The following is a 13,370-nucleotide window of genomic DNA, read 5'->3' as shown; positions in this document are numbered from 1 at the left end:
AGCAACACCGTCAACGTTCTCGCAGCGCAATGTGACAATCCTGATGAGCAACGGGTCCCCGTCGTCACGGCTTGGCGACGAAGATGTGCCCGGCGATCGCCGACGTGAGGTCGGTGCCCCCGCCGTCCTCGGCGAGCACCCGCACCCCGTCGTCGGTGGCGCGCAGCACGACCTCGCGCTCGGGCTGCACCCCCGCCTCGCGCAGGGTGCGCATGATGTCGGCGTCGGACTGGATCTGCTCGCTGATCCGGCGGACGGTGACGGTGGTCTCGGGCCCCGAGGCGACGTCGACCATCGGCACGATGGACTCGTCGGTGAAGGGCTCGGGCGAGTAGTCGTCCAGGCCCAGCTCGTCCAGCGCCGGGATCGGGTTGCCGTGGGGGCACACCGAGGGCGCGTTGAGCAGCGTCACCAGGCGCTCCTCCACGGCCTCGGAGATGACGTGCTCCCAGCGGCAGGCCTCGATGTGGACGTCCTCCCAGGGCAGCCCGATGACGTCGACCAGCAGCCGCTCGGCGAGCCGGTGCTTGCGCATGACGTGGGTGGCCAGCCTGCGGCCCTCGGCGGTCATGACCAGGTGCCGGTCGTTCTCGACCCGCAGCAGGCCGTCGCGCTCCATGCGGGCCACGGTCTGGCTGACGGTGGGGCCGCTCTGGTGCAGGCGCTCGGCGATCCGTGCCCGGAGGGGGACGATGCCCTCCTCCTCGAGCTCGAATACCGTCCGGAGGTACATCTCCGTGGTGTCGATCAGCCCGTGTGCGGTCAAGACTCCCCTCCCATGACTCTGCGCCCGGCGCACGGTCACGGCGGGCACGGCGGGTCTCTCACAACACAGGTCGGGGCGATGCGATTCCCGGGAGCCGAGTGGGGACCGGGGTGTCCGCGCGACCGCGGGAGCGACCACCGAATACCGCAAGCATATCGTGACGGCAAGGACCCGAAATTCCGTACGGGCCCGGCCGTAGGGCCCGGTTCCGCGTCAGCCCCGGGCCAGGTGCTCCGCGGTCTGCGCGCTCGCCTTCGCGAACAGCGCCGCGGTGTCGGCCCCGTCCGGGGTCAGGCCGAACCGGTCGGACAGGACCTCGGCGAACGCCGCGGCGTCGGGGAGCAGGACCGTGTTCTTCCCCACCGGCGCCAGTTCGGTCAGGGCGTTGCCGCGCAGGGTGAGGGAGCCGTCCGGGAACGGGCGCTGGGCGACGAGGGTGCGCACGAACACGGACTCGGGCGAGGTCGCCTTGGCCCGGTGGTACGGCTCGAAGTAGGCGGCCGACCGCGGCTCGGTGTCCAGCAGGTAGCCGGGCACCGCGGCCTTCCCGTGGTGGCCGATCCACCAGGTGGTCCCGTCTCCCCCGGGTTCGACGGTGTACGTGAACGGCCCCTGCCGGTACCGGCCCGGCTCCAGCGGCAGCGGTTCGAGGAAGCCGTCGCCGAGCCCCGCGTCCGCCACCCACAGGCGCCCGTCCGCGCGTACGAGCAGGGCCAGGTGGTTGGCCCACTCGGGCGGCTCGGCGTCGCGCGGGCCGACGGCGCCGCGCACCCGGGTCACCTCGAGGCCGATGTCCTCCAGCACCAGGGCCAGCAGGGAGTTGAGCTCGTAGCAGTAGCCGCCGCGCCGGCGGCGGACGATCTTGTCGAACAGGTCGTCCGGGTGCAGCGAGGGGACCAGCCCCGCCTGGATGTCGAGGTTCTCGTAGGGCACGGTGCCCAGCTGCGCCCGGTGCACCGCGGCCAGGGTGGCCGCGTCCGCCCGGACCGGCCCGGTGTGGCCGATCCGCTCCAGGTAGGCCCCGATGTCCATGTGCTCCCCCGCTCCGTGCCGGTGCCGACGCGGCAGGCTATCCGGGGGCGGCGACGTTCCGGAAGCGCTTTTCCGGGCCGGGGTCAGGGGGCGAGGCGGTCGACGTCCCAGGTGTCGTCGCCGGTGCGCAGGTAGCGGAAGCGGTCGTGCATGCGGTCGGCGCCGCCCTGCCAGAACTCGACCTCCCGCGGGACCAGGCGGAAGCCGCCCCAGTAGGCGGGGCGGGGGATCTCGGTGTCGCCCGGCCAGACCGTCTCGAACTCGCGGTAGAGGCGGTCCAGCTCCTCGCGGTCGGCGACCGGCTGGGACTGGCGCTCGCTGGCCCAGGCGCCCAGGCGGGAGCCGCGCGGGCGGGACGCGAAGTAGCGGTCGTTCTCGGCGTCGCCCAGGCGCTCCACCCGGCCCGCGACGAGGACCTGGCGGCGGATGGGGTGCCAGGGGAAGACGACGCTCGCCCGGGGGTCGGCCTCCAGGGCGACACCCTTGCGCGAGGTGTAGTTGGTGAAGAAGCGCAGGCCCCTGCGGTCGTAGCCCTTCATCAGCACCGTACGGGCCCGGGGCATGCCGTCGGGCTCCACGGAGGCCAGCACCATCGCGTTGGGCTCGGCCAGGCCCGACTCGTGGGCCTCCTCGAACCACAGGTGGAACTGGGTCATGGGGTGCTCGGCGAGGTCGGCGCGGCGCAGGGGCGCCCCCAGGTAGGGTTTGCGCAGCTCGGCGGGGTCTGTACGGTCCACAGGGGGCATCTTCTCTCGCCGGGGCCCGCCCGCGCCACCCGGCCGCGGCGACGTGCGCGTCACACGCAGTGGGGGCCGGGGTCGACCGTGGACGGGCTGATCCGCCCGCAGGCCGCCACCACGTGCTGGCGGGAGTCGTCCGTGCCGCGCGGCCCCACGACCACGAGCTGCACCATCCGCGCGTCGTACCAGTTGCCCCGGGCGGGCTCGCCGAACGCGATGTGCCCCGAGACGGCGGACAGCCCCGCCGTGTTCTGGATGCGCTCCACGAGGGCGTCGCGCTCGGCGTCGTAGGCCGCGTCGTCGCCCAGGAACGGCGGCCCGTCGCCGCCGGGCACCGGGTGGTCGACGCCGCGCAGCGCCCGGGAGAACACGGTGACGGCGTCGGCCGCGACGGCGGCGTGGGCCATCGAGGGCAGGCCCCCGTCCGCGGCGTCGGCGCCGGCCTCCGCCTCCTCGTCCCGGTCGTCGTACACCTCCCCCGCCAGGGCCTCGGCCTCGGCGTAGAACGAGCGCTCGCTGCCCTCGGTGTAGCGCCCCCAGGCGCCGCTGGCGGCCAGCGGCGTGTAGAAGACGGGGTACCCGTCGGCCCGGCCGATGGTCTCGGCGTGGTCGGTGACGAACTTGGCGATGTCGTCGCCGCCCAGCACGTCGATCCCGGCCTCCACGCACATCCCCTCCTCCTGGAGGAGGCGGTGGAAGTCGGCGAAGTCGGTGGAGCGCCCCGCGAAGTAGATGAGGTCGGGCGGGTCCTGGGCGCACACCCGCGCCAGGTGGTCGGCCTGCGACACCTCCCCCTGCCGATAGGGCAGCACGCCGGGGACGACCGCGCTGGAGCCGTCGGCCAGGCCCACCGCGGGCGGGAGGCCGCCCTCGGGGTCCTGCCAGGGCTGCCCGCCCAGGGCGCGGAAGGCGGACATGAACCGCACCGCCAGGTGGGGCCCGTAGCTCTCCCCGCTCTGGTTGTCGGCGATCGCCACGGCGGTGCGCGCCGGCCCCAGGGCCGGGGGGTCCTCCCCCTCGGCCAGGCCCGCCCCGTCCCGTGCGACCCCCTCGTAGGCCCAGGAGGCGGCCTGCTCGGCGATACGGGAGTTGGCCGGGGCCAGCGGGAAGAAGTACTGGCCGTACTTGCCCGACGCCTCCAGGGCGATGTCGTCGAAGGTCGCGGTGGTGCCGATCATCGGGATGCGCGCGGCGCCCAGCACCCGGATCGCCTCGGTGGTGCCCTGGAGGCTCTGCCCGAACCCGAGGGCGGCGATCGGCCGGTCCATCCGGTCGCGGGTGCGCTCGGACCGCTCGACGACCATGCGCGCGGCGTCGGCGGCGTGCGACCAGCCCTGGCCGGTGCTGACCAGCAGGATCTTGATGCGGGGCAGGGAGGCGTCGGCGGACTCGTTGTGCTCGGCCTGCCGGTGGGCGATCCCGAGCAGCTCCCCCTGGACCCCGGCCAGGGTGAGGTCGGAGACGGAGGTGGTGCTGAGCGCGCCGAAGTAGGCGACGGTGACGTGGGAGGTGCCGCGCCCGGCGGCGTCCACGGCCGCGTTCTGGTCGCGGATGAGCTCGGTGACCTCCTTCAGCCGCTCGTGGAAGACGAAGCCGCCGAAGGTGACGCCGTAGCAGTCCTTGCCGTCCTGCTCGATGCCGACCGGCTCCCACAGCCAGTTCTGGACGCACGGGTTGAAGGGGGCCATGGCGGTGGGTCCGAGCCCCCAGGCCAGGGCGAGGACGAGCACCAGGGACAGGGAGGTCCCCCCGGTCCAGCGCCGGGCGAGGGCCGCGGCGGTGGGCACGGTCCGGTCGGCGGGGGTTCCGGCGGTGGGGTCGGCGGGCACCCCGGGGACGGCGAGCCGCAGGGTGCGGGTGACGCCCAGGACGCCGGCGGCGTGGCGGGCGCGCCGCCACAGGGACACCTCCTCCTGGCGGACGGTGGTCTCGGTGCCCGGCAGCGAGGGGTAGCGGGCCGCGTCGACCGCCGGGGAGACCAGGGAGGCGGTGCCGGGTCCGCGGACCTGGACGATGAGCAGGGGGTCGGGCAGGGTGCGGCGCACCCGCTCGTCCTCGATGAGGCGGACGAGGTAGCGGCCGACCCGGTCGAGGCGGTCCTGGTCGATCAGGAGGACGGGGCGCAGCGCCCGGCCGCGCCGCGGCCGCAGCGGCCGGTGGACGCCGCCGTGGGTCTCGGCGAGGTCGTCCAGCAGGGCGTTGACGGCCAATCGGTGGACGGCGGGCAGCGGCTCGTACTCGCGCGGCGCCTCGGGGGACACCGGGTGCGGAGCGGTGGCGGCGGCCGGGGGCTGCTGCGGCTCCCGCGCGGGCAGCCGCAGCAGCAGCTCCCACCACAGGCGTGTCTCCGCGGACACAGGGGCGGGGCCGGGGGCCGCCTCCGGGTCGGCGGCCTCGGTCTGGTGCAGGCGGCCCTCCCGGTCGGCCTCGCCCTTGAGGAGGTTGAGGACGTGGATGCCGCGGTCGCGGTGCCCGCGCAGGCCCGTCTTCTCCTCGTAGTCGGCGTGCTCGTCGAGCCACCGGTAGGCGCGCCAGGGCAGGACGAGGAAGGGCGCCAGGGAGCCGTAGACGATGAGCAGCAGGACGGCGGCGGATCCGGCGATCCAGTTGTTCACGCCCTGGAGGGTCTGGCCGAACAGGGTGTCCGGCCCCAGCCCGCCCAGGGCGGTGGCCAGGCCGAAGGCGCCCAGCAGGGGCGGGGCGAAGGCGCCGAGCACGCCCATGATGAAGGAGACCGGGGTGAGCAGCACGGCGTCGAGGCGGCCGAAGGTGATGCGGGTGCTCAGCCCGGCGAGCCGGATGGCGCTCTCCCGGGCGATGCGCAGGTAGGCGGCGAGCCAGCGCGGGACGGACCGCCTGCGGCCCTCGCGGCGGGAGGCCGAGCGCAGCCGGCCCAGGGCGGCCACCACGTGGATCTGGGTGCGGCGGTCGGTGTCCAGTTCGAGGTCGCCGCGCCCGGTGATGCTGCCGCTCATGCCCTCGTGGATGGCGGCGCGGTCGCAGGCGCGCAGCCGGAGCAGGGAGCGCAGGCGGGCGAACCGGGGCGGCGGCGGCGCGGTGCGGGACCCCTCCGGTTCGGGGAACCCCTGGTCCGCGGCGTCGAGGAGCCTCTCCACGAGGTCGTAGAGCTCGTCGGTGGTGGCCCAGGGCTCGGGGTCCCCCGCCTCAGGGGGAGCGGCCGCGCCCGGGACGGGCAGCCGCAGCGGCGGCTGGTTGCCGCAGCGTTCGACGAGGGCGTCCAGCAGGGCGCCGCGGTCGGCGGCGTCGTCCAAGACGAGGTCGAGGGCGGGCGGGGGCTCGGCGAGGTCGCCGCGCTGCACGTCGCTATGCGCGCGGACCCTGCGGCGGCGGGCGGCCCGCCGCTCCATCCGGGCCGACCGTCCGGCGTGCCCCCGGCCGGGGCGCTCGCGCAGGGCGTCGAAGACGGCGAGCAGGCGGCGCGCCCCGTCCCCGTCCGCGGCCGCGGTGTGTTCGGGGGCCTCGGGGGAGGCCGGGGATCCGGTCGTCTCGGACACGCGCGGGCACCTCGTCATGGTCGTGGTCTCTGGCGGCTGCTCCCCCCGAAGCGCCCTCATTAGACAACAAAGGGTGCCCGTATTCCACGCTTTCAGACCCGATTGTCAGTGGCCCATACCGGCCGCGCCGACGGGAACCGCCAGGGATTGTGACGCGCCGATCCCTTCTCACGTATTTTCACGTGCGCGAATAACACCCCTGACCGGCCGCGTCGCCTCCCCCGCCACTACTCTGGGGACCGTGACCGAGATTCAGATTCCCGCGAACCTCCTGCCCTCCGACGGCCGATTCGGCAGCGGCCCCTCCAAAGTCCGCCCGGCCCAGCTGGAGGCGCTGGCCTCCTCCGGCTCCCGCTACCTGGGGACCTCGCACCGGCAGAAGCCCGTGAAGTCCCTGGTCTCTCGGGTGCGCGCCGGGATCTCCGACCTGTTCTCCCTGCCCGAGGGGTACGAGGTCGTCCTCGGCAACGGCGGCACCACCGCCTTCTGGGACATCGCCGCCCACGGCCTGCTGCGCGAGAAGTCCCAGCACCTGTCGTTCGGCGAGTTCTCGAGCAAGTTCGCGAAGGTCGCCAAGGGCGCCCCGTGGCTGGCCGAGCCGACCGTGGTCGCCACCGACCCCGGGACCCACGGCGAGGCCGTCGCCGAGGCCGGGGTGGACGTCTACGCCCTCACCCACAACGAGACCTCCACCGGTGTGGCCGCGCCCATCGCGAGGGTGGCCGGGGCCGACGAGGACGCCCTGGTGCTGGTCGACGCCACCAGCGGCGCCGGCGGCCTGCCGGTCGACATCGCCCAGACCGACGTCTACTACTTCGCCCCGCAGAAGAGCTTCGCGGCCGACGGCGGCCTGTGGCTGGCCGTCATGTCGCCCAGGGCGCTGGCCCGGGTCGAGGAGATCGCTGCGAGCGGCCGGTACATCCCCGAGTTCTTCTCGCTCACCACCGCCGTCGACAACTCCCGCAAGGACCAGACCTACAACACCCCGGCCGTGGCCACCCTGCTGCTCCTGGCCGAGCAGCTGGAGTGGATCAACGGGCAGGGCGGCCTGGACTGGTCGGTGGCGCGCACCGCCGAGTCCTCCTCGATCCTGTACACCTGGGCCGAGAAGTCCGCGGTCGCGACGCCGTTCGTCACCGACCCGGCCAAGCGCTCCCAGGTCGTGGCGACGATCGACTTCAGCGACGACGTGGACGCCGCCGCCGTCGCCAAGGTGCTGCGCGCCAACGGCGTCGTGGACACCGAGCCGTACCGCAAGCTGGGCCGCAACCAGCTGCGCGTCGCGACGTTCCCCGCGGTCGAGCCCGCCGACGTGCAGGCCCTGACCGAGTGCATCGACCACGTGCTCACGCGGCTCTCCTGAGGCCCCCGGGCACCGTCCCGCGCCCGGCCGCACCCCGGTCGTACGACGGGGCAGAATGGAGGTCGGCCCGTTTCCCGCGGGCCGACCTCCTCTTTTTCTCCTTTTCCGGACTTCCAGGACGGGTCGACTGTGCGCAGGAACAAGTTGGATTCCCCCATCAAGATCATCTCCCACCGGGGTGCGTCGGGGCACCGGCCCGAGCACACGCTGGCCTCCTACGAGCTGGGCGCCCGGCACGGTGGCGACTTCATCGAGATGGACCTGGTCGCGACCCGGGACGGCCGGCTGATCTGCCGGCACGAGGCCGAGATCGGCGAGACCACCGACGTCGCCGACCGCCCGGAGTTCGCCGACCGGCGCACCACCCGGACCATCGACGGCCGGGAGGTCACCGGGTTCTTCGCCCAGGACTTCACCCTGGAGGAGATCAAGACGCTGCGCGCCAGGGAGCGCCTCCAGGACGTGCGCACCATGAACGCGCTGATGGACGGGACCTACGAGATCCCGACCCTGGAGGAGGTCATCGACCTGGCCCTCTCCCTCACCGCGGAGCTGAAGCGGCCGATCGGGATCTACCCCGAGACCAAGCACCCCTCCTACCACGTGTCCCAGGGCCTGGACCTGGAGCCGCCGCTGATCGCGGCGCTCAAGGAGGCCGGGCTGACCGGGCCGGAGCCGCGGGTGCCGGTGTTCCTCCAGTCGTTCGAGGCCGAGAGCCTGCGCAAGCTCGCCGAGACGGAGCTGCCGCTGGTGTTCCTGATGGGCACCGAGGAGCACTGGCGGCACTACACCACTCCGGACGGGCTGGCCGAGGTGGCGGCGTTCGCGCACGCGATCGGGCCGGCCAAGGCGCTGATCGCGCCGGTCGGCGAGAACGGGGACTTCACCGAGCCGACCTCGCTGGTGGACGACGCGCACGAGGCGGGGCTGCTGGTGCACCCGTACACGTTCCGCAGCGAGAACCACTTCCTGCCGCCGGCGCTGCGCTCGGACGGCGACGCGGGCGACTACGGCTCGTTCGCCGCGGAGTACGAGCTGTTCTTCGAGCTGGGCGTGGACGGGGTGTTCACCGACTTCTCCCGGCACGCGTTCCTGGTGCGCGAGCACTTCCTGGAGGCCGGGCAGGCCGCCCAGAACGGCCAGGGCGGCCAGAAGAAGGGTGGCTGACCCGCCGGGGCACCGCACCGAGGGGCCCGGACGGGAAACCGTCCGGGCCCCTCGCGGCGTTCCCCGGCGACATCCGGCCTGCGGTCCCACCCTTTCGCGGCCCCCGGGTGGCTCCCGTTCTCCGCGGCGCCACCACACCCACCGCCACCACCGGGGAGTGCGGGCACGCCGGGCCCGCGGCGGCGCCGGCACCGACGCCCCGGCCGGGCGGGCCGCGACAGGGCCGACCGATCCCGTGGAGTCATCGACCGACCACGGACCTCCTCGCGCCCACCGTGCCGTATCACCGGGGGAACGGGAGTGGAATACCCGACAAGATCCCGATGCCTTTTTCGATTTCCTCCGACTCACCTCATACGGCCGGGGCCGGCCGCGAGGTGGATGTGGTCGACATGGTCCTGGGTGAGATCCCCGGTGTTCTGATGGAAACGCCGGACAGCGTTCCAGTCCCCCACGCTGTCCCTCTGCGCGTTCCAGATGTGCCGGTCATAGATCAAACCCTTGACCCCGAGAATTTCATGGTTCTTGATGACATAGTTGATCACCTGGATGGCCATGGCGTGGTTCTCCATCGAGGGGATACCGCCGTACGGTCCCATCATGTAGTCGATGGCCATCCCGTAACCATGGTCGCTGGTGCTCTCATTCCGGTACCCGCCGGCGGAGAGGTAGAAGGCGCCGAACTTCTCGTTCAGGTGTTCGTGGACCGAGCACATGGTCGGGTGCAGTTGACCGAGGTTGGCACAGGAGACCATCTCGCCTCCGCCGACCTGGCCGCCGTCCGGCCTGACGTGCAGGGAGTCGTAGTGCGCCTTGCGTTCCATGACGTCGTTCACGTATTCGCCGGAATTGTTGTACCCCCGAATCGCCTGGCGCATCTTCTCGTCGGTCGTGAGGTCGTTCCCACCACTCCTGCACAGGTGAGCCACGGTCGCCGCAGCGGCATCGAAGATATTGTTCGGGTCCTTCTCGCCGTTGCCGTCCCCGTCCTGCCCGTATATATTCCACGAGCCGGGAATGAACTGCATGGGACCGACGGCTCGATCGAATTCCTCGTCCCCGTCCATCTCCCCGTCGTCCGTGTCCTCGATTCGGGCCGTATCGTTGGTGCCGTCGAGCGGGATGCCTATGATCGGGGGTCGGACATTCCCTTCTTCGTCGGCTTCGGACCCGTCGTGCGTTCCGTGCTTGCTTTCCTCATAACCGATACCCGCGACCAGGGACCAGCTCATCCCCTCGCACCCCGGAGCGTACTCGTCGACACCGGAAGCAGCCGCGACGTAGGCGAACAGGACGACGTCCGGGATGCCCGGCACGGAATCCGGGAACTCCTGGAATGAACCATCGGCCTCTTCTGCGATCACGCCGACCAAAAGCAGAACGAAGACCATGATGAAGGCGATCAACGCCAGGGGGAGATAGAGAAGCTGCTTCACCTGGGCGGACCCTCCACGAGATCGCTCGTAACCGACTTTCCGTGTTTCTCTTCACGGCGCACGGGCGACCCTTTCGTGATTGCAGAGGAGCCCTGAATGTAGTATCTGTAGGCGCCGTAACCCAGGATCACGCCCGTCGAGGAAAGCGGTCCCGCCTTGTCCGAACCCTATAACCCCTGGACAACGCCTGCTCAGGACGATACGGAAGCAGCACGGAAAGCCGCTGCCCACGAATCCGAACAGGCGGATGATACTCATACCACGACCACCGGACCATCTTTCCCCCACCCCGGCGTCCACGCCCCGGAAGGAGTGGGCCTCCCACTCCGCGTTTTTCCGCAAAGCGCCAGCGTGTGGTGGGTGGGAGCACATGGAGGGGCGGGCGAGAGCACCTTCGCCAAACTTCTCCCGGGGTCGGTCGAGAGCCACCACACATGGCCACAATCGGCCACACCCCTCCCCGGTGGAATTCCGGTGGTGTTAATGGCCAGAACCGGCCTCTCAGGTTTGGAGTCCGCCCGGAACGCCCTTACACAATGGGCCTCCGGCACCGTTCCCGGAATCCAGCTGCTGGGCCTTGCCCTGGTGTCCGACGCGCCCGGTAAGCTTCCGAAACCCCTGAAGGACTTCGCGCATCTAGTAGGAGGGGGAGCTCCCCGAGTCTGGCGCGTCCCCTGGATGGAACAATGGCGGACCGATCCGCCCACCGCCCCGGATCCACGCGGCATGCCCGCTGAGCTGCGAAAACTCATAAAAAGCGTGCAAGTCCTGATCCAGAAAAGCTAGAGAAAAGATCCGAGACCCGATGAACGAAGCAGTTGTCCTCGCAGCTGACGCAACGTCCCTTCTCCACCCCCTCGCGCTCGGCATCGATGAGGTCACCAGCCAGGCCCCTCCCGGCCTGGACGGCGGCTTCCTCACCATCCTGGGATGGGCCAAGTGGGTCGCCCTGGCGGTCTGCGTCCTCGGCCTCATCGTCGCCGGCGCCGTCATGGCCATCCAGTCCCGCCGGGGCGAGGGCGGCGAACACATGAGCAAGATCGGCATGGTCCTCGCCGGTGTCATCGTCATCTCGGGCGCGACGAGCCTCGTCTCGTTCCTGGTGAGCTGATCACGGAGAAAAACCGACGATGAGCGACGAGAACCCCTTCAGCCGCCCCTCCTTCATCTTCTCAGCAGGTTTTCTCGCCGCCCTCGTGGTGTCCGGTGCCCTGGTCGCCGTGTGGCCCGACGACGAGGACGAGGCGGGGGCGGACCCGGGAACCGCGTCCGCCCCCGCCGGCCCCGGGGAGACCCCCTCCCCGGAGGAGGCTCCGGCCACCCCGGACGGGCAGGACAGCGTGTGCGGGCTGGAGGCGCACACGGTCGAGTTCGACATGCTCCTCCCCCTCCTCGACACCACCTGGACCTCGATCGGCGGCATGCGTGCCCCGCAGACGGCCGAGCACGGCCCGGGGGTCGTCGAGGACGGCGGGGCCCGCTACTGCTACGCCCGCACACCGGAGGGGGCGGTGCTCGCCACCGGGAACTTCCTCGCCCTGGCCAACGCCGGGGGCGACCGGATGGACTCCCAGTGGGAGCGGATCGTGGCGCCGGGGCCGGGACGGCAGGTGTTCATCGCGGAGATGGAGTCGTCGCAGGCGCCGGAGGGAGGCGTCGGCGGTCAGATCGTCGCCGCCAAGGTCGTCTCCTACACCGAGGACGAGGCCCGTATCAGCCTCGCCCTGATGGCTCCCGACGCCGTGTACGCGAGCATGACCTTCGACCTCATGTGGGTGGAGGGGGACTGGAAGATCGTGGTCGATGAGAGCGGGGAGAGCGATCCCCTCTTCACCGTCCTCGAGGATCTGAGCGGTTACACACCCTGGGCGGCGATCTGACGTGTGCGGAATCGATATCGGGTGTCACTTCGACAGGGCAGTGACCAGCATCATGGACGAGATCAAGCAGCAGTTCGCGGACGAGGTCGGAAGCGTCGTCGAGACGATGCTGACCTTCTGGATCGACAGTCCGACCAGGGAACTGGACGCCGGTGACGGCTCCGCCGCCGGCGGGATCACCTCCCCCAGCGGAACCCCGGGGCAGGTGAGCGACATCCTCGGCTACGTCACCTGGATCGGGTTGGGCGTCGCCGTCCTGTCCCTCATCATCCTCGGGGCGACACTGGCCCTGGCCAGGTCGAGGGGCGAAGGCGGCCAGTACCTCAACAAGATGACCCTGGTCATCGGGGCCGTCGCCCTCATCGGCGGTGCGTCCTCGGCCGTCTCGGCGCTGATCGGGGCCATGGGCGGCACCTCGGCCGGCGGCGCCGCCGGATTCCTCCAGAGCCGCCTGATGTTCTACGTCGGGGTCGCGGCGATCCTCTCGGTGATCGTGGGCGGCGTGAAGATGGCCTGGGAGCAGCGCGCCCAGCCCGGCAAGGAACTGCTCAGGTCCCTGCTGACCCTGGTCGTGGTCTCGGCGACCTGCGTGACCTTCGTCAACATCCTCATCGGCCTCGGGGACGAGTTCTCGACGTGGATCCTGAAGGAGGGCTACGGCCAGTCCGACCTCGGCGGACTCGCCACGGAGTTCCTCGTCATCATGGGCGTCAACTCCTACTTCGGCGGCGGCGGACTCATCATGGTCCTCGTCCTCGGCCTGGTCATCATCGTCATCGGCCTGATCCAGATGGTGCTGATGATGATCCGCGACGGCATGCTCATCCTGCTCACCGGCGTGCTCCCCCTCACCGCGGCGTTCACCAACACGGAGATGGGCCGGTCCTGGTTCCAGAAGGCCATCTCCTGGCTCGTCGCCTTCCTGCTCTACAAGCCCGTGGCGGCGATCATCTACGCCCTCGCCTTCGTCCTGCTACAGGAGCCCGAGGGAGAGGCGGGCCTGGAGGACCTGATGCTGGGCGTCACGATGCTCGCCCTGGCCCTGTTCGCCCTTCCCGCCCTGATGAAGTTCGTGACCCCCATGGTCGGCGCGACCGCGGGCAGCGGCGGCGGGGCAGCCGACGCCGCGACCTCGGCGCTCCCCACCGGCTCCGCGAGCGGCGGAGGCGGCGGGGGCGGATCCGGCGGCGGAGGAGGCGGAGGCCCTTCCGGCGGCAGGTCCGGCGGAGGCGCGACGGGCGCCTCCAACACCAGCGGCGCCAAGCCCGGAGGTATCACCGGCGGAGGCGGAGGCGGCCCGACCACGGGTGGAGGCGGAGGCGGCGCGGGCGCCGCCGCGATGAAGAGCAACCCCAAGACCGCCGCCATCTACGCGGCCGCCAAGGCCGTCAAGGCCGTCGGCGAGGCCAGCAAGAAGGCGGTCGACGAAACCGCTTCCGGAGGCGATGGGCCCAGTGGCAGCCGTAAATGA

11 protein-coding genes are annotated in these 13,370 nt (G+C 71.4%); 6 read left to right on the top strand and 5 right to left on the bottom strand.

All coding sequences use genetic code 11. The features are described from left to right. Window positions 1–64: 64 nt before the first annotated feature. The 4 genes from K1J57_RS13275 to K1J57_RS13260 form a co-directional block, all read right to left on the bottom strand. Entirely contained in the window at window positions 65–766 is a 702-nt protein-coding gene (locus K1J57_RS13275; RefSeq protein ID WP_220564737.1) for a metal-dependent transcriptional regulator, read from the bottom strand. Window positions 767–979: 213 nt separating this feature from the next. Beyond that, complete coding sequence (locus K1J57_RS13270; RefSeq protein ID WP_220564736.1) at window positions 980–1,798, bottom strand: arylamine N-acetyltransferase; 819 nt, start codon at window positions 1,796–1,798, stop codon at window positions 980–982. An 83-nt stretch (window positions 1,799–1,881) separates the two neighbouring features. After that, complete coding sequence (pdxH, locus tag K1J57_RS13265; RefSeq protein ID WP_220564735.1) at window positions 1,882–2,535, bottom strand: pyridoxamine 5'-phosphate oxidase; 654 nt, start codon at window positions 2,533–2,535, stop codon at window positions 1,882–1,884. 59 nt (window positions 2,536–2,594) lie between these two features. Next, a complete protein-coding gene (locus K1J57_RS13260; protein WP_220564734.1) occupies window positions 2,595–6,053 on the bottom strand; it encodes a hypothetical protein in 3,459 nt (1,152 codons plus the stop codon). A 241-nt stretch (window positions 6,054–6,294) separates the two neighbouring features. Here K1J57_RS13260 and serC point away from each other — a divergent pair, with 241 nt between their 5' ends. Both serC and K1J57_RS13250 read left to right on the top strand, forming a co-directional pair. Beyond that, complete coding sequence (serC, locus tag K1J57_RS13255; protein WP_220564733.1) at window positions 6,295–7,416, top strand: phosphoserine transaminase; 1,122 nt, start codon at window positions 6,295–6,297, stop codon at window positions 7,414–7,416. 129 nt (window positions 7,417–7,545) lie between these two features. Then, window positions 7,546–8,583 (top strand): glycerophosphodiester phosphodiesterase family protein, encoded by a 1,038-nt coding sequence (locus K1J57_RS13250; protein ID WP_220564732.1) that lies wholly within the window; start codon window positions 7,546–7,548, stop codon window positions 8,581–8,583. A gap of 347 nt (window positions 8,584–8,930) precedes the next feature. On the opposite strand, the gene K1J57_RS13245 is transcribed toward K1J57_RS13250, so the two are convergent. After that, complete coding sequence (locus tag K1J57_RS13245) at window positions 8,931–10,019, bottom strand: lytic transglycosylase domain-containing protein (protein ID WP_220564731.1); 1,089 nt, start codon at window positions 10,017–10,019, stop codon at window positions 8,931–8,933. A gap of 312 nt (window positions 10,020–10,331) precedes the next feature. Here K1J57_RS13245 and K1J57_RS34150 point away from each other — a divergent pair, with 312 nt between their 5' ends. The 4 genes from K1J57_RS34150 to K1J57_RS13230 are packed head-to-tail and all read left to right on the top strand — an operon-like array spanning window position 10,332 to window position 13,370. Then, window positions 10,332–10,805, top strand: coding sequence for a DUF6668 family protein (locus K1J57_RS34150; RefSeq protein ID WP_370634679.1), 474 nt, complete (start codon window positions 10,332–10,334; stop codon window positions 10,803–10,805). A gap of 19 nt (window positions 10,806–10,824) precedes the next feature. Continuing rightward, window positions 10,825–11,130, top strand: a complete 306-nt coding sequence (locus K1J57_RS13240; protein ID WP_220564730.1) for a hypothetical protein — start codon at window positions 10,825–10,827, stop codon at window positions 11,128–11,130. A gap of 19 nt (window positions 11,131–11,149) precedes the next feature. Next, a complete protein-coding gene (locus K1J57_RS13235) occupies window positions 11,150–11,899 on the top strand; it encodes a hypothetical protein (protein ID WP_220564729.1) in 750 nt (249 codons plus the stop codon). Window positions 11,900–11,939: 40 nt separating this feature from the next. Next, a complete protein-coding gene (locus tag K1J57_RS13230; protein WP_255647028.1) occupies window positions 11,940–13,370 on the top strand; it encodes a hypothetical protein in 1,431 nt (476 codons plus the stop codon).

Source organism: Nocardiopsis sp. MT53, assembly GCF_019598965.1.
GTDB classification, from domain to species: Bacteria; Actinomycetota; Actinomycetes; order Streptosporangiales; family Streptosporangiaceae; genus Nocardiopsis; species Nocardiopsis changdeensis.
Note: the sequence above shows the minus strand (reverse complement) of the source record. Positions and strands in the feature narration are given on the sequence as shown.

What these genes read in the sequence shown, in the direction of transcription:
- K1J57_RS13240 (WP_220564730.1), top strand. Translation starts at nt 10,825, where the DNA reads ATGAACGAAGCAGTTGTCCTCGCAGCTGACGCAACGTCCCTTCTCCAC.
- K1J57_RS13235 (WP_220564729.1), top strand. Translation starts at nt 11,150, where the DNA reads ATGAGCGACGAGAACCCCTTCAGCCGCCCCTCCTTCATCTTCTCAGCA.
- K1J57_RS13270 (WP_220564736.1), bottom strand. Translation starts at nt 1,798, where the DNA reads ATGGACATCGGGGCCTACCTGGAGCGGATCGGCCACACCGGGCCGGTC.